This is a genomic window from Ensifer sp. 22460, assembly GCF_052044935.1.
GTDB lineage: Bacteria > Pseudomonadota > Alphaproteobacteria > Rhizobiales > Rhizobiaceae > Ensifer.
Map to the genome: position 1 here is coordinate 13,757 of NZ_JBQENZ010000003.1, position 14,504 is coordinate 28,260.

Below are 14,504 nucleotides of genomic sequence, written 5' to 3' on the forward strand. Positions count from 1 at the left end.
AGCAGACGAGGTACCCCATGCCATCGCTCGACATTCTCCTCACCTTCTTCGTCACGACAGCGATCTTCGCCTATATCCCGGGACCGGCGATGCTCTACGCCGCTGCGCAGACGATGGCGCGCGGCCGTTTTGCCGGGCTGATGGCCTCGCTCGGCATCCATCTCGGTGGTTACGTGCATGTCCTTGCGGCCGCCGCCGGTCTCTCGATCCTGTTCCATGCGGTGCCGACGCTCTATCTCGCGGTGAAGCTAGCCGGTGCCGCCTATCTCGTCTGGCTGGGCTTCACGCTGATGCGTGCCAAGGCGAGCGGCGATGGCCACCTGCCCGCGGTCGAGGCGAAATCGGCCCGCCGCGCCTTCTTCGAAAGCATCACCGTCGAGGTTCTGAACCCGAAGACCGCGATCTTCTTCGTCGCCTTCCTGCCGCAGTTCACCGATGCCTCCGCCGCCTTCCCGGTGTGGGTGCAGTTTCTGCTGCTCGGCACCGTCGTCAACCTGATGTTCTCCTCCGCCGATCTCGTCTGCGTGTTTCTCGCCGATGCCGTCGTCGTCAAGATGCGCCGCTCCACCCGGGCACAGCGCCTGCTGCAGCGCGCCGGCGGCACGGTGCTGATCGGGCTCGGCGCCCATCTCGCCTGGCAGCGGACGTAACCCCACTTGGGCGGCGCATCGAGCGCCGCCGCAAGCCTACCTTGCACCCGCATCACTTGCAGCTATCATGCGTGAACGCCATCGGGGGACACGCGCATGGGAGAAGGCGGCCAACCTATTCGCACCACAGGTGCGGACATCCTCGTCGATACACTTCTGGCAAACGATGTGAATGTCTGTTTTGCCAATCCCGGCACGTCGGAAATGCACTTCGTCGCCGCCCTTGATCGCAAGCCGGAGATGCGCTGTATCCTCGGCCTCTCCGAAGGCGTCGTCACCGGTGCGGCCGATGGCTATGCGCGCATGACGGGTCGCCCGGCCTCGACCCTGCTCCACACCGGTCCCGGTCTCGCCAACAGCCTTGCCAACCTGCACAATGCGCGGCGCGCTCGCACGCCTGTCATCAACGTCGTCGGCGACCATGCCTCCTACCACCTTGCGCTCGATGCACCGCTGACCAGCGATATCGAGGGACTGGCACGCCCGATGTCGAACTGGGTGCGGCGGGTGAACGACCCCTCCGACGTGGGGCCGACGGCGGCCGCCGCCTATCGCGCGTCGTTGACGCCACCGGGCGTTGCCACCATGATCCTGCCGGCAGACGCGTCCTGGGGCGCGTTTTCCACCGACGCGCCAGTGCAACAAGTCCTGATCGAAGCCCCGCGGCCGGCAAGTGCGGAAACGGTTCGCGAGGTTGCCCGCCTCGTCCGTGCGAATCCTGCAGGGGTCGCCATGGTCTTAAGCGGCGCCGCCGCAAGGGCCGAGAGCCTCGCCATCGCCGGGCGGATCGCGGCCGCCTGCAACGTCCAGCTTTTCAACGAGGTGCTAGTCGCCCACACCCAGCGCGGCCGCGGGCGGGTGGCGCCGCGGCGCATCCCCTACCCGATCGACATGGCGCTCGAAACGCTCCGCGACGTCAAGGTTCTGATCCTCGTCGGCGCACCGGAACCGGTGGCTTTCTTCGCCTATCCGGGAAAGCCCGGCCGGTTGGTGCCGGAAGGCTGCGCGGTGGTCACGCTTGCCCGCCACGGTGAAGACCTGAAAGGAACGCTCGAAGCGCTGCGCGACGAACTCGGTATCAGCGCCACGCTGCCCCTGCCGATGCCAAGCGCCCCCACAGACGAGGGCGAGCCTTCGGGCGCGCTGACCGAAGACGCAATCGCCGTCATCGTCGCCCATAAGGTGCCGGAGAATGCGATCGTCTGCGACGAGGCGGCCACTTCGGCCCGGCGTTACTTCGCACTTTCGGCCTTCTCTGCGCCGCACGATTTCATCATGCAGACCGGCGGCGCGATCGGCGAAGGCATCCCGCTTTCCACCGGTGCCGCGATCGCCTGTCCCGACCGCAAGGTGATTTGCCTGCAGGCCGATGGCTGCGCCATGTACAATATTCAGGGCCTGTGGACGCAGGCGCGCGAAAACCTCGACATCGTCACCGTCATCTTTTCCAACCGTACCTACGCCATCCTGCATGCCGAAATGCGCAATGTCGGCGTCGAAGAGATCGGCACCAACGCGCGCCGCATGCTGAACCTCGACAACCCCGCGCTCGACTGGGTTTCGCTCGCCCGCGGCTTCGGCGTTGAAGCTGCCGTCGCGACCTCCTGCGAAGCCTTTGCAGCGCTCTTCGATGCCGCGCTATCGCGGCGTGGGCCCTTTCTGATCGAGGCTCGCCTTGTGTGAAATTCCCTGCCGTTTTTGCACTGCGTCGAGCACCCGCGCGTCGTAAGGATGATGCCCCTGACCGATGGGATTTACCGGCCTCCTGGCGCGGAAATCACAGGGTAAACGATTGATTTAAATAGGCATTTCACAAAACTTCGGCCGCAAACTTGCACCCGGAAACTTCTCGCTTATATTAGCGGCGCCCTAGGTTCGCGCTCATCTGTCTGAGTCGCATTTCAGTTTTGGGCCCCCTTCAACCGACAATGTTCTTTGTCGGTGGACCAACGAAGGAGACACTTCATGTCCTTTAAGAAAGACCTAACCAAGGCCCCCGGCGCATCTCTGTCCCGCGTCAATATCGGAGCCGCCATCAAGCATTCGCGTGAAACCGCCGGCTATACGGTCGACGATCTCTCGGTCACGACTGGCCTGACGGAAATTGAAATCTCAAAGATCGAGCTTGGCGCCGATACCGATCCCGCCAAGCTGCAGCGCATCGCCGCCGCATTGCAGGTCTCGCCGCAGACCTTTACAAGCGCCTGACAAGCGGGGGCGGTGCGCCGAAGACAGCGCGCCGCCGCCTTCTACCTTCGCGCCTCCTGTCGCGACCGGCCGCTTTGGTCGAAATGGCCAGCGACAGCCCGCTTGCCGATCCAAGAATCCGCTTGCCCGCCCTCAAAGCAGCGCCTGCCTTTTCATTCAGCAGCTATGCGTCCGGAGCACCGCGCAACGACGGGTCGCGGCGTGGCTCACGCGCACAGCGTCTGGCTCTCGAGAAGCCGTATCAGCTTGAATAACAAGAAAAATAAATGGACGAAAAACCCGCCATTTCAGGCCTTTGCAGATGTTTTCGCGATCGCTCAAAATCAAATAATTTAATATTTTCATTGAGTTTCAAAAAGTATCGTCTATATATCACCTCATCGAATATTGCTTGTGACCTTTGACACGGCGCTTCCGCGCGGCCAGATCTCCTCTCAAATATCGATCACCGCCAGAGAAATATTTCTGGTAAATTCAGCGATTGAAAGGAAATCGTCATGGCTTCAGGCACGGTAAAATGGTTCAACGGCACCAAGGGCTTCGGCTTCATTCAGCCCGACGACGGCAGCACGGACGTGTTTGTACACATCTCCGCGGTCGAACGGGCTGGCATGCGCTCGCTCAACGAAGGTCAGAAAGTGACCTTTGACGTTGTTGCCGACCGCAGAACGGGCAAGAGCTCGGCCGACAATCTCAGGGCCGAATAATTTGTCATTCGCCCTCCTCTGACCACGGATGTACTGGCAGGGAGGCGCTTGAATGACGGGAAGAGGTCGGGGAACAACCCGGCCTTTTTGCGTCTCAGGGCCCTTTTCAGGAGACCACCATGAGCCGCAAAACCTATGAGATTGGCGACAAGGTCACGCTGAGGGCGAGTGCCGCTCAGTCGACCTTGAACAGCCGTCTTGGTCTGATCGTCGGCCTTTTGCCCAATGATCGTGGCGAGGCGCGCTTTCGCGTAAGGGTCGAAGGCGAGACGTTCGAACGCTGCGTGCTGGAGACTGACATCGAGCATGCCGAGACTTCGAAAGAGGACGCCCCCCAGGCGGCCATCACCGGGCCCTGGCTCAAAAAATTGAGCACCAAACCCGGCAGATAACCGCGGCTACAGGGAAAGCCGCGACCGACAACAGGAGAACATCTTTTGCAGGTACTCGTTAGGGACAATAACATCGACCAGGCCTTGCGCATCTTGAAGAAGAAGATGCAGCGCGAGGGTCTGTTCCGTGAATTCAAGGCGCGCAGCAGCTACGAGAAACCTTCGGAAAAGCGCGTCCGCGAAAAGGCAGAAGCGGTACGGCGCCAGCGCAAGCTGCAGCGCAAGAAGCTCCAGCGCGAAGGCCTGCTGCCGGGACCCAAGAAGGCAGCGCGACCTTCGCGCTGAGGCTTGGGGTCGGCAAAAATCCGCCCGTTTCAGGAGACAGGTCATGACGCCACACCCCAACACGGCATTTAAACCGGCCAAGACCTCCGCGAGCGAGAAGGCCTCCGCCACCGATCACACGGCGAGAGCAATCGTTGCTGCCGAAAAGATCGCCCGCGACAAGAAGACCGAGAAGCTCAAGGCCCAGCGCCTTGAGCGCGCCGCCGCCGAACCGCCTGCGGAGGTGCCCGCAAGCAAACCATCCCGAAAATCGCGCCGGCCGTAATATCGACTGAAACCGAACGCGCAAGCCCGGACATGGGAATAAGGACTTGCGCAAGCACCGACAGCGCCGCGCGTCTTATCAGACGCGCAAAGGTCGCCGTAGACTTTGACTTGCTGCAAGTCTTCGTCCTTAAATCGAGATCGATTGAAGGAGACATGCAGTAGGAGAGAATTGTCGGAGAGTCCTTTGTGCGTTCAAATGAACGTACGGCGCCCTGGACGCGCCGAAAACGACGTTTCCCGTCAACAGGAGGTGGCTTCATGTCACCCGCTCAGCGGCATCCATTGGCTCCCTCCGACCTGGCAATGCTCGATGGCGTGTTGCGGCGCGCGGGCTTTCATCAGCGCGTCGACCTTGACGATCAAGACAGCCTTCGCCTTGCCGCCGTCTTCCTTGTCAGAAGGTTCCAGGCGGGCGTTACCACCGCGGATATCCTGCTTGCTGAACTGCAGAACCGGGATGGGCTGCGCACCCCGCGGCAGATTGAAACCGCAAATCTCGAACAGTGGGAAAACGACGGCGGCGCGCCGCAAAGACCCAGCGCGATTACCCGCTACACCGGTGCCCGACGCCTCCCCTGGCCGGGCGCGATATCGCCCCTGAACCCGACACCCCGTCCCGGCAAGCGCCCGAAATCCGGCAAGGTCCCGAAATCCTGATAGGCCCGAAATCCGGACAGGCCCGTAACCCGGACAGGCCATGAGTGCCGGAACGTCGAAGGGATGCCCTTCGAAGGGGATCTCCCTTGTGCTGGACACATTTGAGGCGCATGGTTCGACGATCGACACTGGCCGACTTGGCATATCGCGGTGGGGGGCTCCCGACCGCCAATTTCCTCCTTTATCGACAGCAGTACGTCCGCGACGTTGCGCGGAGGCGAGAGGCAACCGTGAGCCGAACGGGTGTGTACCGGGTGTGTTCGGGGGCTGAGCAGACATTCTCGCCACAGCCAATTTACGGGCGCTACATTTTACGGGCGCCGCATTGCGCTTGAACGAACGGCGAGGAGCCGCAGATCCCTTACGATTGGACGAACACATGTTCCAGACGCTCACACACAGACTTCGCCGATACGACTATACTCTGGCAGCCATCAAGGCATCGCTCGTCCTGTCCCTGCTCTTCATCACGCTCATGACATTGAGCGGCCTTCTCTGGTGACGGGCGCGGTAGACCCATCGTATCCCACGACAGGACACGGCCATCCGCGACTGCACACCTCCCCGTGTTGCGTTGAACTAGCGATCAGGGGAGAATTGTTTCAAGATTCTCCCGCAGGAGCCATTGCAACAAACCGGCCTCCAGCACCGCGCGCTCAACGGAACATCCCATGGCACTTCACCTCGAAACTCCCCTCCTTGAATCCCGCCCGCTAAGCCTCGCGTCCGATTGCTCCATCTGGCTGAAGATGGAGGCGCTGCAGCCGCCCGGTTCGTTCAAGATCCGCGGCGTTGGTGCTGCCTGCGAGCACCATGCGCGAAACGGCAAGCGGCGTTTCGTCTCCTCCTCCGGCGGCAATGCCGGCATGGCGGTTGCCTATGCCGGCCGCCAGCTCTCAATCCCCGTCTCCGTCTTCGTTCCCGAAACGACCACCGAACGGGCAAAGGCGCTTATCCGCCAGGAAGGCGCCGAGGTGATCGTCCACGGCGCCGCTTGGGATGAAGCGAATGCCCGCGCGCTCGCATCCGCCGATGCCGAGACCGCTTTCATCCATCCCTTCGACGATCCGCTGCTGTGGGCCGGGCACGCGACGATGATCGACGAGGTCGTCAAGGCCGGCCTCGCCTTCGATGCTGTCGTGCTCTCTGTCGGCGGCGGCGGGCTGCTGTCGGGCGTCGCCGAGGGACTGGAGCGCAACGGGCTCCGGGAAATTCCTATTGTCACCGCGGAGACCGAAGGCACCGCGTCCTACCTCGCCTCCGTCAAGGCGGGAGAGCTGGTGGAGCTTCCCTCGATCAGCGGCGTCGCCACTTCGCTCGGCGCCCGAAAGGTCTGCAAGCGTGCCTTCGAGATCAGCCAGATCCGGCCGGTCGAATGCGTCGTCGTCAGCGACCAGTCGGCGGTCGACGCCTGCACCCGCTTCCTCGACGACCACCGCGTGCTGGTGGAACCCGCCTGCGGCGCCGCCCTGGCCATCGCCTACGAGCACGCCGATCAACTCCTGCGCTTCGAGCGCGTGCTGATGATCGTCTGCGGCGGGGCGACGACGACGGTGGAACGGCTGCAGGCCTGGCAGGCAGTCTGACCTTTGGGCGGCACCGCCGCCCCTTCCCGCGTGCAGTGGGAAGACAGCAGCCAGTCCCCAAGGTGCCGGCGCGATAGGCGCGGACCGATTGGGAGGCGTCCGCCGCCCAACGTTGACCATGGTCTGGCGCTCAGGCAGTCTCTTGCCATGGCAAGAGGCGTGCTGCTCGATCTCTCCGGCGTGCTCTATGACGGCGACACGGTGTTGCCGGGTGCCATCGCGGCGGTGCTGCGGCTGCGCGCAGCTCGCCTCCCCGTCCGCTTCCTGACCAACACCACCCGCCAGTCGAAACGCCAGATCGTCGCTCACCTGCAGCGCCTTGGCTTCGATTGCGCTGCCGACGAGGTGTTCACGCCGGTTGCCGCCGCGCGCGCCTGGCTCAAGGCGAACAGCCACCAGCCGCACCTGCTCATTCATCCCGCGCTTGAGGAAGACTTCGCCGATTGCCGCATGGACGGCCCCGTCGCCGTCGTGCTTGGCGATGCCGCGGAGCGCTTCAGCTATGAGGGCCTCAACGCCGCGTTTCGCGCCCTGATGGCTGGCTCGCCGCTGCTGGCGCTCGCCCGCAACCGGTTCTTCCGTGATCGCGACGGCGAGCTGAGCCTCGATGCCGGCCCCTTTGTCGAGGCGCTGGAACATGCGAGCGGTATCAAGGCGAAGCTCTTCGGCAAACCCTCTGCCGATTTCTTCCTGGCAGCAGCAGCGAGCATGGGCCTTGACCCGGCCGATTTGGCCATGATCGGCGACGATGCCGAAAGCGATACCGCCGGTGCGCTTGCCGCCGGGATCGGCACCGCGATCCTCGTGCGCAGCGGCAAATATCGCGATGGCGATGAGCAGCGTTTCCAGCCGGCGCCTTCGGCGGTTGTCGACGACATTACGGCCGCCTGCGATCTCATCCTGGCGGCGCAGCGGGACTGACACCCGAGGTACAGCGCCGCGCGTCTTATCATACGCGCAAAGGTCGCTGCAGCACTTTGATTTGCTGCATGTCTTTGTCCCTTAATCGAAGCCGATTAAAGGAGACATGCGGTAGCCGAAACGGAACGGCCCTCTCTTCGGACCTCCTCGCGCCTGGCCCCTGGCGATTACGCATACGCGAACTTATATGCTGGAGTGAACCATAGATTGTTCTGCTCTCAGCCAGGAAGGCAAGCATGCGCGAGACGTTCCTGTTTATCGTTCGGGTCACAGTCGTCTGTGCGGCGACCGCCTTCGGCGCCCTGCTCGGCTGGCAAGGTCACGGCTGGGACGGAGCGCTCGGTTTCGGCGTGGTCGGCTTCGGCGCCGGTTCAGCCTTTGTCGCCTTCCCTGGCTTTTGGCTGGATCTGCTTGGGAGTCTCTGTTTGGATCTACTTCGGTTTCTCTGGGAAGTCGTCTAGGGCGCCGTGCGTTCAGATGATCGCACCAATCACGCTCGAGTGCTTTGGTTCTACAGCGCCGCGCGTCTTATCAGACGCGCAAAGGTCGCTGTAGCACTTTGAAGTGCTGCATGTTTTTGTCCTTTAACCGGCCACGATTAAAGGAAACATGCAGTAGCCCATCTTTCTGTCTCAACTGGTTTCACTTCAGGCAGGATGCTCCAGGCCGACTGCTTGCATCTTGCCGCCGCACGCCGTCAGGCTGCCACCCGTCTGCCTCGACCAATCTCGCGCCGATCCGGCAGCAATGACGCGGTTTTGCAAATGGCCTGCCCACGTCACGAAAAAAGCCGGGGCACTGCCCCGGCTTCCTTCATTCAATCGTTCGATAAGGCTTAGTTCTTCGCCTTGTCGACCAGCTTGTTCTTGCCGATCCAGGGCATCATGCCGCGCAGCTTGGCGCCGACTTCCTCGATCTGGTGGCTGTCGTTGACGCGGCGGATGCCCTTGAAGCGGGCTGCACCCGACTTGTACTCCTGCATCCACTCGGAGGTGAACTTGCCGGTCTGGATGTCCTTGAGGACGCGCTTCATTTCGGCCTTGGTTTCTTCGGTGATGATGCGCGGGCCGGTGACGTATTCGCCCCACTCGGCCGTGTTCGAGATCGAGTAGTTCATGTTGGCGATGCCGCCTTCATAGATCAGGTCGACGATCAGCTTCACTTCGTGCAGGCACTCGAAATAGGCCATTTCCGGAGCGTAGCCGCCTTCAACCAGCGTTTCGAAGCCGGCGCGGATCAGTTCGACGAGACCGCCGCAGAGAACAACCTGTTCGCCGAAGAGGTCGGTTTCGCACTCTTCCTTGAAGTTGGTTTCGATGATGCCCGAACGGCCGCCGCCGACGCCGCAGGCGTAGGAGAGCGCGAGGTCAAGGGCGTTGCCCGAAGCGTCCTGGTGAACGGCAACGAGGCAGGGAACGCCGCCGCCCTTCTGGTATTCGCCGCGAACCGTGTGGCCCGGGCCCTTCGGCGCGATCATGACGACGTCGAGCGAAGCCTTCGGCTCGATCAGGCCGAAGTGAACGTTGAGGCCGTGGGCGAAAGCGATCGCAGCGCCGTCGCGGATGTTGCCGGCGATGTCGGCCTTGTAGATTTCGGCCTGCAGTTCGTCAGGCGTTGCCATCATGATCAGGTCGGCCCACTTGGCGGCTTCCGCAACCGAAAGAACCGAGAGACCGTCGGCCTCGACCTTGGCAGCCGTTGCCGAACCCGGCTTCAGCGCGATGCGGATTTCCTTGGCGCCGGAATCCTTGAGGTTCAGCGCATGGGCGCGGCCCTGGCTGCCGTAGCCGACGATGGCGACCTTCTTCGACTTGATCAGGTTGATATCGGCATCACGATCGTAATAGACGCGCATTTTCGTGGTCCTTCCCGTTTGCTTGTCAGTTTGTCGATGGCGAGGTTCCCCCCGCCGTTACCCTTTCGTGCCGTAAAGCGCGAGGAAGGCTGAAACCGCCTGCTCCGCCTTGCGACTGAAACTCTTCTTCATCTCGCCGGCCTCTTCGCCGAGCAGCATCTTCAGGTGCCAGTCGGAAACGACAAGCCCATAAAGTGCACCATAGGCCTCGTCGGCGTCGTCGAACCTGAGCAGCCCGGCTTTGCGCCCGGCCTCCAGCAGTGCGGCCGCACGGCGGCCGATCTGCCGGCGTCCGCGTTCCTGCAGCATGTGGCCAAGTTTGGAGCCATCGCGGCTCGCCTGGCCGATCGCCAGCCGGTTCAGCGCCAGCGACACGTCGCCCGAGAGAACCTCGAGCAGATCTTTGGCGAAGACGATCAGGTGTCGCTCCAGGCTCTCGGCATCGAGCGCCTTGGCGGCGACGTCCTGGGTGCGCACCTTGCTCGCCTGGAAACCGATCATTGCCGAGATCAGCCCGTCGCGATCGCCGAACCACTTGTAGAGGCTTTCCTTGGAGCAATTGGCCGCGCGCGCGATGCCCGCCGTCGTCAGCGCCTTTTCGCCGCCGTCGACCAGAAGACGCAATGCCTGTTCGAGAACGGCGCCCTGACGTTCCGTCAGCCCCTCCCCGGCATTCGCCTCCCTTATCGCCGCAGTCATCTGCACGTCGCCTCGCTCCCGATCAGTACCGTACGGTACGGTTCGCACTCTTCTAGTGAAGCACCCCGGAGGCGTCAAGACGATTCTCACAACAGGGCAAAATTTCGGCGGTGACGGCGAAAGGCGGAGCCCATAGGTTTCGAGCCGACTGAACGAGATCGACCTGCCACCGCCCAAATGGGCTGATCACGGCAAGATCGATCACTCGATATGGATGGAGTTCAACGCATGCAGCAACCGCCCCTGGGTCTTCTGATTGGAGGAAGTTCGCATGTCGGCAAGTCGACATTGGCTAGCGCTCTGGCAAGCTCTCTCGGTCGCGAGCTGATCTCGACGGACAATCTGGGCCGCCATCCCGGCAGGCCGTGGCCATCGGTCCGCCCGCAGGTCGCCGAATATTATGCCAGCCTGTCCGACGAGACCATTCATTGGTTCCTGAAGGTTCACCATGAGAATATGTGGCCGCGCATCCGCCAGATCATCGAAAGCCATCGCCAACTGGCAAAGCCGTTCGTGCTGGAGGGCGCCGCACTCCGGCCTGAATACGTGGCTCAACTCGAACACGGTGAAGTCCTCCCTGTTTTCTTCTACGCGGATAACGATTTCCTGCGTCGGCGCATGTTGGAAGAAGCCCGCCGCGGTAATGCGGACAAGCCGGAGGCCGCAATAATCGATAAATTCATCGAGCGCTCGATCCGCGAGAACAGAGACATGCTGGAGGCCGCCCGGGCCGCCAACATCCGCTGTGTCGACGTCGCGGCTCCGGGGGCGCTCGACGCTCTGGTACGGGAGTTTTCGGCGGATTGATCGATCACCGCCGACGATCGCCTGTCATGCGTGGTTTTGGTGCTCTCCTGGTTCAACGACGGCGCCCCTCATCCGCGCGGTGAGGGAATTGCCCCTCATCCGCCTGCCGGCACCTTCTCCCCGCAAGCGGGCGAAGGAAGCGTGCGGCGCCCGCTCGCCCCAACAATAAGCGCCCCCGATTCCCCGCTAAGGCTCCGTTCTACGTCGACGTTTCTCCGACAGTTGCTCCTCAGTGGTGGGCAGCCGTCGCCCGCGTCCCCTCTCCCCGCCTGCGGGGAGAGGGCTAGGGTGAGGGGCAGAACCGAACGCAGCTTGGATCCGTGTGAACGAACCCGCCTACTTCCACCCCCTCATCGCCTCCTCGATGAAAGCCGCCACCGCCGCCACGCTCGGCACCCGCGCCCGCTCGGGATGCATCATCAGGTAGACCGGGCGCTCGGCGGCGGCACCCGGCTCGTCTACCGCCTCGAAGCGAGGGTCGCGCATCGCGGAGACCTCCGGCAGCATCAGTTCGGCGCCGAGCGAAAGCGCCGCCTCCATCAGGATCTCCAGCTTGTCGGCGGTCAGCGCCACACGCGCATCCGGCCGCAGCCGGTTAAGCGCCTGCATCTCCGGCACATGGGCAAGCCCCGGACCGTAGCGCACGACCGGGCAAGGCCCCGTCCCCAGCCCCTTTGGCCGGAAAAGCCGGAAGCGAAGCGTGCCGAGGCTTTTCACCCGCACCGAATCCTCGCCCGTGCGCGCCATGCGGATGGCGATATCGGCCTCGCGCCGTTCGATGCTCAGCATCTGGTTGTCGGCAACGAGATCAAGGGTGAGGCCGGGATGGCGCTGTTCGAGGCGGGCAAGCGACGGCGCCAGGATGGCGCTCAGCACGAAGCCGATGCTTGTCACCCGTACCTGGCCCTTCAATTCCGCCGTCCGCCGCAAAAGCGTCGCGAGCGACAGCGACGCTTCTTCGGAGATCGTCCGCAACCGCTCGACAACAGGGGCAAGCACCGGCGTCGGTGTCAGCCGGCCGTCGATGCGATCGAAGAGTGCTGCCCCCACCTGCCGCTCCAGCGCTGCGAGCCTGCGCGAAACCGTCGTCTGGTCGACGCCGAGCGAACGGGCGGCCTGGCTCAGCGTCGCGCCGCGCACGAGATGATCCAGCAGTTCGAGATCTGCCCACGTCCCTGCATTCATGCAGATCATCCTCCGAAAACTTCGGATCACTCTGCATCAACGCAGCCGCTAAGATCAAGCCTATCGACAGACCGCTTTGACGACCCGGTTCACAACGGCCACTTCGACCAAACCAAGGAGCCTTCCCATGTCCGATTCCGCCACCCCTTCGCCCGCCGCCCCGGCAACCCTCTTCACGCTCGCCGGCGTCACGCTCACCCCGCCGCCGCTTGGTGATGCGACGCTGATCCTGATCGACTATCAGAACGAATACCTGGCCGGCCCCTTGCGGCTTTTCGAACCGGAAGCCGCCGTCGAGAAGGCGCGCGAGCTGTTGCTCGCAGCCCGTGCCGCGGGCGCCAAGATCATCCATGTTGCCCATCGCGGTTCGGCCGGCGGCGTGTTCGACCGGGCGCTGCACCGCGGCGCGATCGTCGATGCGCTGGCGCCGCTTGCCGGCGAAACCGTCGTCGAGAAGCCGCGGCCCAACGCCTTCTCGGGCACCGACCTTGCCGAGCTCGTCGGCCCGGCCGGCACGCCTGTGATCATCGCCGGTTTCATGACGCACAATTGCGTGTCCTCGACCGCCCGCGCCGCCAAGGACCTGGGCTACGGCATCACCATTGCCGCCGACGCCTGCACCACCCGCGACCTGCCCTCCGCAAGCGGTACCGTTCCGGCGCGCACCCTGCATGACGCCGAGCTCGCCGGCCTTGCCGATCACCACGGCGCCGTCGTCGATGTGGCTGTGCTGGTTGCCCCGCGGGGCTGACAAGCTCGCCACCTGCAATTGAAAGCTCGGGCGTCCACCGATCGTGGACGCCCTTTGTTTCCCCGCAGATAAGGAAGATTACGAAAATATAATGATCTCAATGCTTTTCGCCGCGTCCATTCGCTTCTATTTTTGACCTATCCATTTTGGCATCGACGATGCCGGTTAGGCGCATGCGATGAACAAGACAGCCAAGACGGCGCGAGCCGACGCCACGCCCCGCGACGACGCGACCCCCAACGTCACCTTCATTCCCGGTGCGGTGCAGAAGGTGAAGCGCAAGCGCCGCACGCGCCGCTGGCTGTGGCTGCCGGTCGTGCTCGCCGTTGCCGGTGCCGGCTATTACGGCTGGGTGCGCTACGGCGAGGAACCGGCAACGGCTGCCATGGTGACCGATTTGGTGACGCGCGGCGACATCGAAAACAGCGTCACAGCCGTCGGCACGCTCGATGCGGTCAAATCCGTCGATGCCGGCGCGCAGGTCTCCGGCCAGTTGAAGGCGCTGCATGTCGAGATCGGCGACAAGGTCACTCAGGATCAGCTGGTCGCCGAGATCGACCCGGCAACGATCGAGAACCGCATCGAGATCGACCAGGCGGAGCTCGCCAATCTCCAGGCGCAACTCATCTCCAAGAAGGCGCAGCTCGTTCTGAAACAGGCCAATATCGACCGCCAGCGCAATCTCGTCGAAACCAAAAGCGTGGCGCAATCGACGCTCGACCAGGCGATCGCCGATCTCGCCGCGGCTGAAGCCGATGTCAACGCCATCGAAGCGCAGATCCGCAAGCAGCAGGCGACGCTTGCCGGCGACAAGGTCGATCTCGGCTACACCAAGATCTATGCGCCGATGACCGGCACCATTGTCGCCAACCCGGCGAAAGAAGGCCAGACGCTGAACGCCAACCAGACGACGCCGACCATCGTCACCATTGCCGACCTCTCGACCATGACGGTGAAGGCACAGGTTTCGGAAGCCGACGTTACCCGGCTGAAGGTCGGCATGGATGCCTATTTCACGCTGCTCGGCCAGCCGGGCAAACGCTTCGTCGGCAAGCTCCGGCAGATCCAGCCGATGCCCGACACCACCAACAACGTCGTGCTCTATTACGCCCTCTTCGACGTCCCCAATCCCGACGGCGAACTGATGATGTCGATGAGCGCGCAGGTGTTCTTCGTGCAGGCTGCCGCCAAGGACGTGCTGATCGTGCCGAGCGCCGCACTGAGCCACCCCGCCAAGGGTACCGGCGAAGCGGCCGGCCAGGGCAGCGGCCGACGCGACGGCCAGGGCAATGGCCAGGCGGGCGGCGCACGGGGCGAAGGCCGCAAGGCTCAGGTCACCGTCGTCACCGCCTCCGGCGCGCTCGAAACGCGAGACGTCGAAGTGGGTATCCGCAACCGCGTCAGCGCCGAGATCAGGAGCGGCCTTAAAGAGGGCGAGAAGATCGTGGTCAGCACCGGTGCCGGCAACAACGGCAACGCCCGGGACGGCCGCAGCCAGCGCGGCATGCGCATGCCGCCGATGTTCTGAGGTTGG

General features: G+C 63.3%; 18 protein-coding genes. 15 read left to right on the forward strand and 3 right to left on the reverse strand.

The window, feature by feature from the left end; translation table 11 throughout:
- Positions 1–17 precede the first annotated feature (17 nt).
- From ACTJKM_RS04305 to ACTJKM_RS04360, 12 genes are all read left to right on the forward strand, one after another.
- A complete protein-coding gene (locus ACTJKM_RS04305; protein ID WP_057253739.1) occupies positions 18–650 on the forward strand; it encodes a LysE family translocator in 633 nt (210 codons plus the stop codon).
- A gap of 96 nt (positions 651–746) precedes the next feature.
- Positions 747–2,333, forward strand: a complete 1,587-nt coding sequence (locus ACTJKM_RS04310) for an acetolactate synthase large subunit (protein ID WP_058322382.1) — start codon at positions 747–749, stop codon at positions 2,331–2,333.
- Between the two features lie 282 nt (positions 2,334–2,615).
- Entirely contained in the window at positions 2,616–2,858 is a 243-nt protein-coding gene (locus tag ACTJKM_RS04315) for a helix-turn-helix domain-containing protein (RefSeq protein ID WP_058322381.1), read from the forward strand.
- A gap of 497 nt (positions 2,859–3,355) precedes the next feature.
- Positions 3,356–3,565, forward strand: coding sequence for a cold-shock protein (locus ACTJKM_RS04320; protein WP_057253733.1), 210 nt, complete (start codon positions 3,356–3,358; stop codon positions 3,563–3,565).
- Positions 3,566–3,684: 119 nt separating this feature from the next.
- Positions 3,685–3,957 carry a hypothetical protein gene (locus ACTJKM_RS04325; protein WP_057253730.1) on the forward strand — a complete coding sequence of 91 codons (273 nt, stop codon included), beginning with the start codon at positions 3,685–3,687 and terminating at the stop codon, positions 3,955–3,957.
- Between the two features lie 45 nt (positions 3,958–4,002).
- The gene (gene rpsU, locus ACTJKM_RS04330) at positions 4,003–4,242 is read left to right on the forward strand and encodes a 30S ribosomal protein S21 (protein ID WP_057253728.1); all 240 of its coding nucleotides are present in this window, start codon (positions 4,003–4,005) and stop codon (positions 4,240–4,242) included.
- A gap of 43 nt (positions 4,243–4,285) precedes the next feature.
- Positions 4,286–4,507, forward strand: coding sequence for a hypothetical protein (locus ACTJKM_RS04335; protein WP_057253726.1), 222 nt, complete (start codon positions 4,286–4,288; stop codon positions 4,505–4,507).
- A gap of 260 nt (positions 4,508–4,767) precedes the next feature.
- The gene (locus ACTJKM_RS04340) at positions 4,768–5,166 is read left to right on the forward strand and encodes a hypothetical protein (protein ID WP_156414711.1); all 399 of its coding nucleotides are present in this window, start codon (positions 4,768–4,770) and stop codon (positions 5,164–5,166) included.
- Between the two features lie 379 nt (positions 5,167–5,545).
- Positions 5,546–5,668 (forward strand): hypothetical protein, encoded by a 123-nt coding sequence (locus ACTJKM_RS04345; protein ID WP_255571031.1) that lies wholly within the window; start codon positions 5,546–5,548, stop codon positions 5,666–5,668.
- Between the two features lie 169 nt (positions 5,669–5,837).
- Positions 5,838–6,752: a pyridoxal-phosphate dependent enzyme gene (locus tag ACTJKM_RS04350; protein ID WP_057253723.1), complete on the forward strand. Its 915-nt coding sequence runs from the start codon at positions 5,838–5,840 to the stop codon at positions 6,750–6,752.
- Positions 6,753–6,899: 147 nt separating this feature from the next.
- A complete protein-coding gene (locus ACTJKM_RS04355; protein ID WP_057253721.1) occupies positions 6,900–7,673 on the forward strand; it encodes a TIGR01458 family HAD-type hydrolase in 774 nt (257 codons plus the stop codon).
- Between the two features lie 236 nt (positions 7,674–7,909).
- On the forward strand, positions 7,910–8,134 hold the full coding sequence (locus ACTJKM_RS04360) for a hypothetical protein (RefSeq protein WP_057253719.1): 225 nt from the start codon (positions 7,910–7,912) through the stop codon (positions 8,132–8,134).
- A gap of 374 nt (positions 8,135–8,508) precedes the next feature.
- On the opposite strand, the gene ilvC is transcribed toward ACTJKM_RS04360, so the two are convergent.
- Positions 8,509–9,528 carry a ketol-acid reductoisomerase gene (ilvC, locus tag ACTJKM_RS04365; protein ID WP_058322376.1) on the reverse strand — a complete coding sequence of 340 codons (1,020 nt, stop codon included), beginning with the start codon at positions 9,526–9,528 and terminating at the stop codon, positions 8,509–8,511.
- 57 nt (positions 9,529–9,585) lie between these two features.
- On the reverse strand, positions 9,586–10,227 hold the full coding sequence (locus tag ACTJKM_RS04370) for a TetR/AcrR family transcriptional regulator C-terminal domain-containing protein (protein ID WP_373419870.1): 642 nt from the start codon (positions 10,225–10,227) through the stop codon (positions 9,586–9,588).
- Between the two features lie 228 nt (positions 10,228–10,455).
- Between ACTJKM_RS04370 and ACTJKM_RS04375 the strand changes: the two genes are divergently transcribed.
- Positions 10,456–11,034: a hypothetical protein gene (locus ACTJKM_RS04375; protein WP_440636495.1), complete on the forward strand. Its 579-nt coding sequence runs from the start codon at positions 10,456–10,458 to the stop codon at positions 11,032–11,034.
- A 336-nt stretch (positions 11,035–11,370) separates the two neighbouring features.
- Here ACTJKM_RS04375 and ACTJKM_RS04380 read toward each other — a convergent pair whose 3' ends face one another.
- Entirely contained in the window at positions 11,371–12,219 is an 849-nt protein-coding gene (locus ACTJKM_RS04380) for a LysR family transcriptional regulator (RefSeq protein ID WP_058326691.1), read from the reverse strand.
- Between the two features lie 127 nt (positions 12,220–12,346).
- On the opposite strand from ACTJKM_RS04380, the gene ACTJKM_RS04385 reads away from it, so the two are divergent.
- A complete protein-coding gene (locus tag ACTJKM_RS04385) occupies positions 12,347–12,970 on the forward strand; it encodes a cysteine hydrolase family protein (protein ID WP_058326692.1) in 624 nt (207 codons plus the stop codon).
- Between the two features lie 178 nt (positions 12,971–13,148).
- Entirely contained in the window at positions 13,149–14,498 is a 1,350-nt protein-coding gene (locus ACTJKM_RS04390; protein ID WP_058326693.1) for an efflux RND transporter periplasmic adaptor subunit, read from the forward strand.
- The last annotated feature ends 6 nt before the right edge of the window (positions 14,499–14,504 follow it).

Excerpts from the sequence above, each read along its gene's own strand:
- ACTJKM_RS04305 (WP_057253739.1), top strand. The coding sequence starts at position 18 with ATGCCATCGCTCGACATTCTCCTCACCTTCTTCGTCACGACAGCGATC.
- ACTJKM_RS04310 (WP_058322382.1), top strand. The coding sequence starts at position 747 with ATGGGAGAAGGCGGCCAACCTATTCGCACCACAGGTGCGGACATCCTC.
- ACTJKM_RS04315 (WP_058322381.1), top strand. The coding sequence starts at position 2,616 with ATGTCCTTTAAGAAAGACCTAACCAAGGCCCCCGGCGCATCTCTGTCC.
- ACTJKM_RS04320 (WP_057253733.1), top strand. The coding sequence starts at position 3,356 with ATGGCTTCAGGCACGGTAAAATGGTTCAACGGCACCAAGGGCTTCGGC.
- ACTJKM_RS04325 (WP_057253730.1), top strand. The coding sequence starts at position 3,685 with ATGAGCCGCAAAACCTATGAGATTGGCGACAAGGTCACGCTGAGGGCG.
- ACTJKM_RS04335 (WP_057253726.1), top strand. The coding sequence starts at position 4,286 with ATGACGCCACACCCCAACACGGCATTTAAACCGGCCAAGACCTCCGCG.
- ACTJKM_RS04340 (WP_156414711.1), top strand. The coding sequence starts at position 4,768 with ATGTCACCCGCTCAGCGGCATCCATTGGCTCCCTCCGACCTGGCAATG.
- ACTJKM_RS04345 (WP_255571031.1), top strand. The coding sequence starts at position 5,546 with ATGTTCCAGACGCTCACACACAGACTTCGCCGATACGACTATACTCTG.
- ACTJKM_RS04350 (WP_057253723.1), top strand. The coding sequence starts at position 5,838 with ATGGCACTTCACCTCGAAACTCCCCTCCTTGAATCCCGCCCGCTAAGC.
- ACTJKM_RS04355 (WP_057253721.1), top strand. The coding sequence starts at position 6,900 with ATGGCAAGAGGCGTGCTGCTCGATCTCTCCGGCGTGCTCTATGACGGC.
- ACTJKM_RS04360 (WP_057253719.1), top strand. The coding sequence starts at position 7,910 with ATGCGCGAGACGTTCCTGTTTATCGTTCGGGTCACAGTCGTCTGTGCG.
- ilvC (WP_058322376.1), bottom strand. The coding sequence starts at position 9,528 with ATGCGCGTCTATTACGATCGTGATGCCGATATCAACCTGATCAAGTCG.
- ACTJKM_RS04370 (WP_373419870.1), bottom strand. The coding sequence starts at position 10,227 with ATGACTGCGGCGATAAGGGAGGCGAATGCCGGGGAGGGGCTGACGGAA.
- ACTJKM_RS04375 (WP_440636495.1), top strand. The coding sequence starts at position 10,456 with ATGCAGCAACCGCCCCTGGGTCTTCTGATTGGAGGAAGTTCGCATGTC.
- ACTJKM_RS04380 (WP_058326691.1), bottom strand. The coding sequence starts at position 12,219 with ATGAATGCAGGGACGTGGGCAGATCTCGAACTGCTGGATCATCTCGTG.
- ACTJKM_RS04385 (WP_058326692.1), top strand. The coding sequence starts at position 12,347 with ATGTCCGATTCCGCCACCCCTTCGCCCGCCGCCCCGGCAACCCTCTTC.
- ACTJKM_RS04390 (WP_058326693.1), top strand. The coding sequence starts at position 13,149 with ATGAACAAGACAGCCAAGACGGCGCGAGCCGACGCCACGCCCCGCGAC.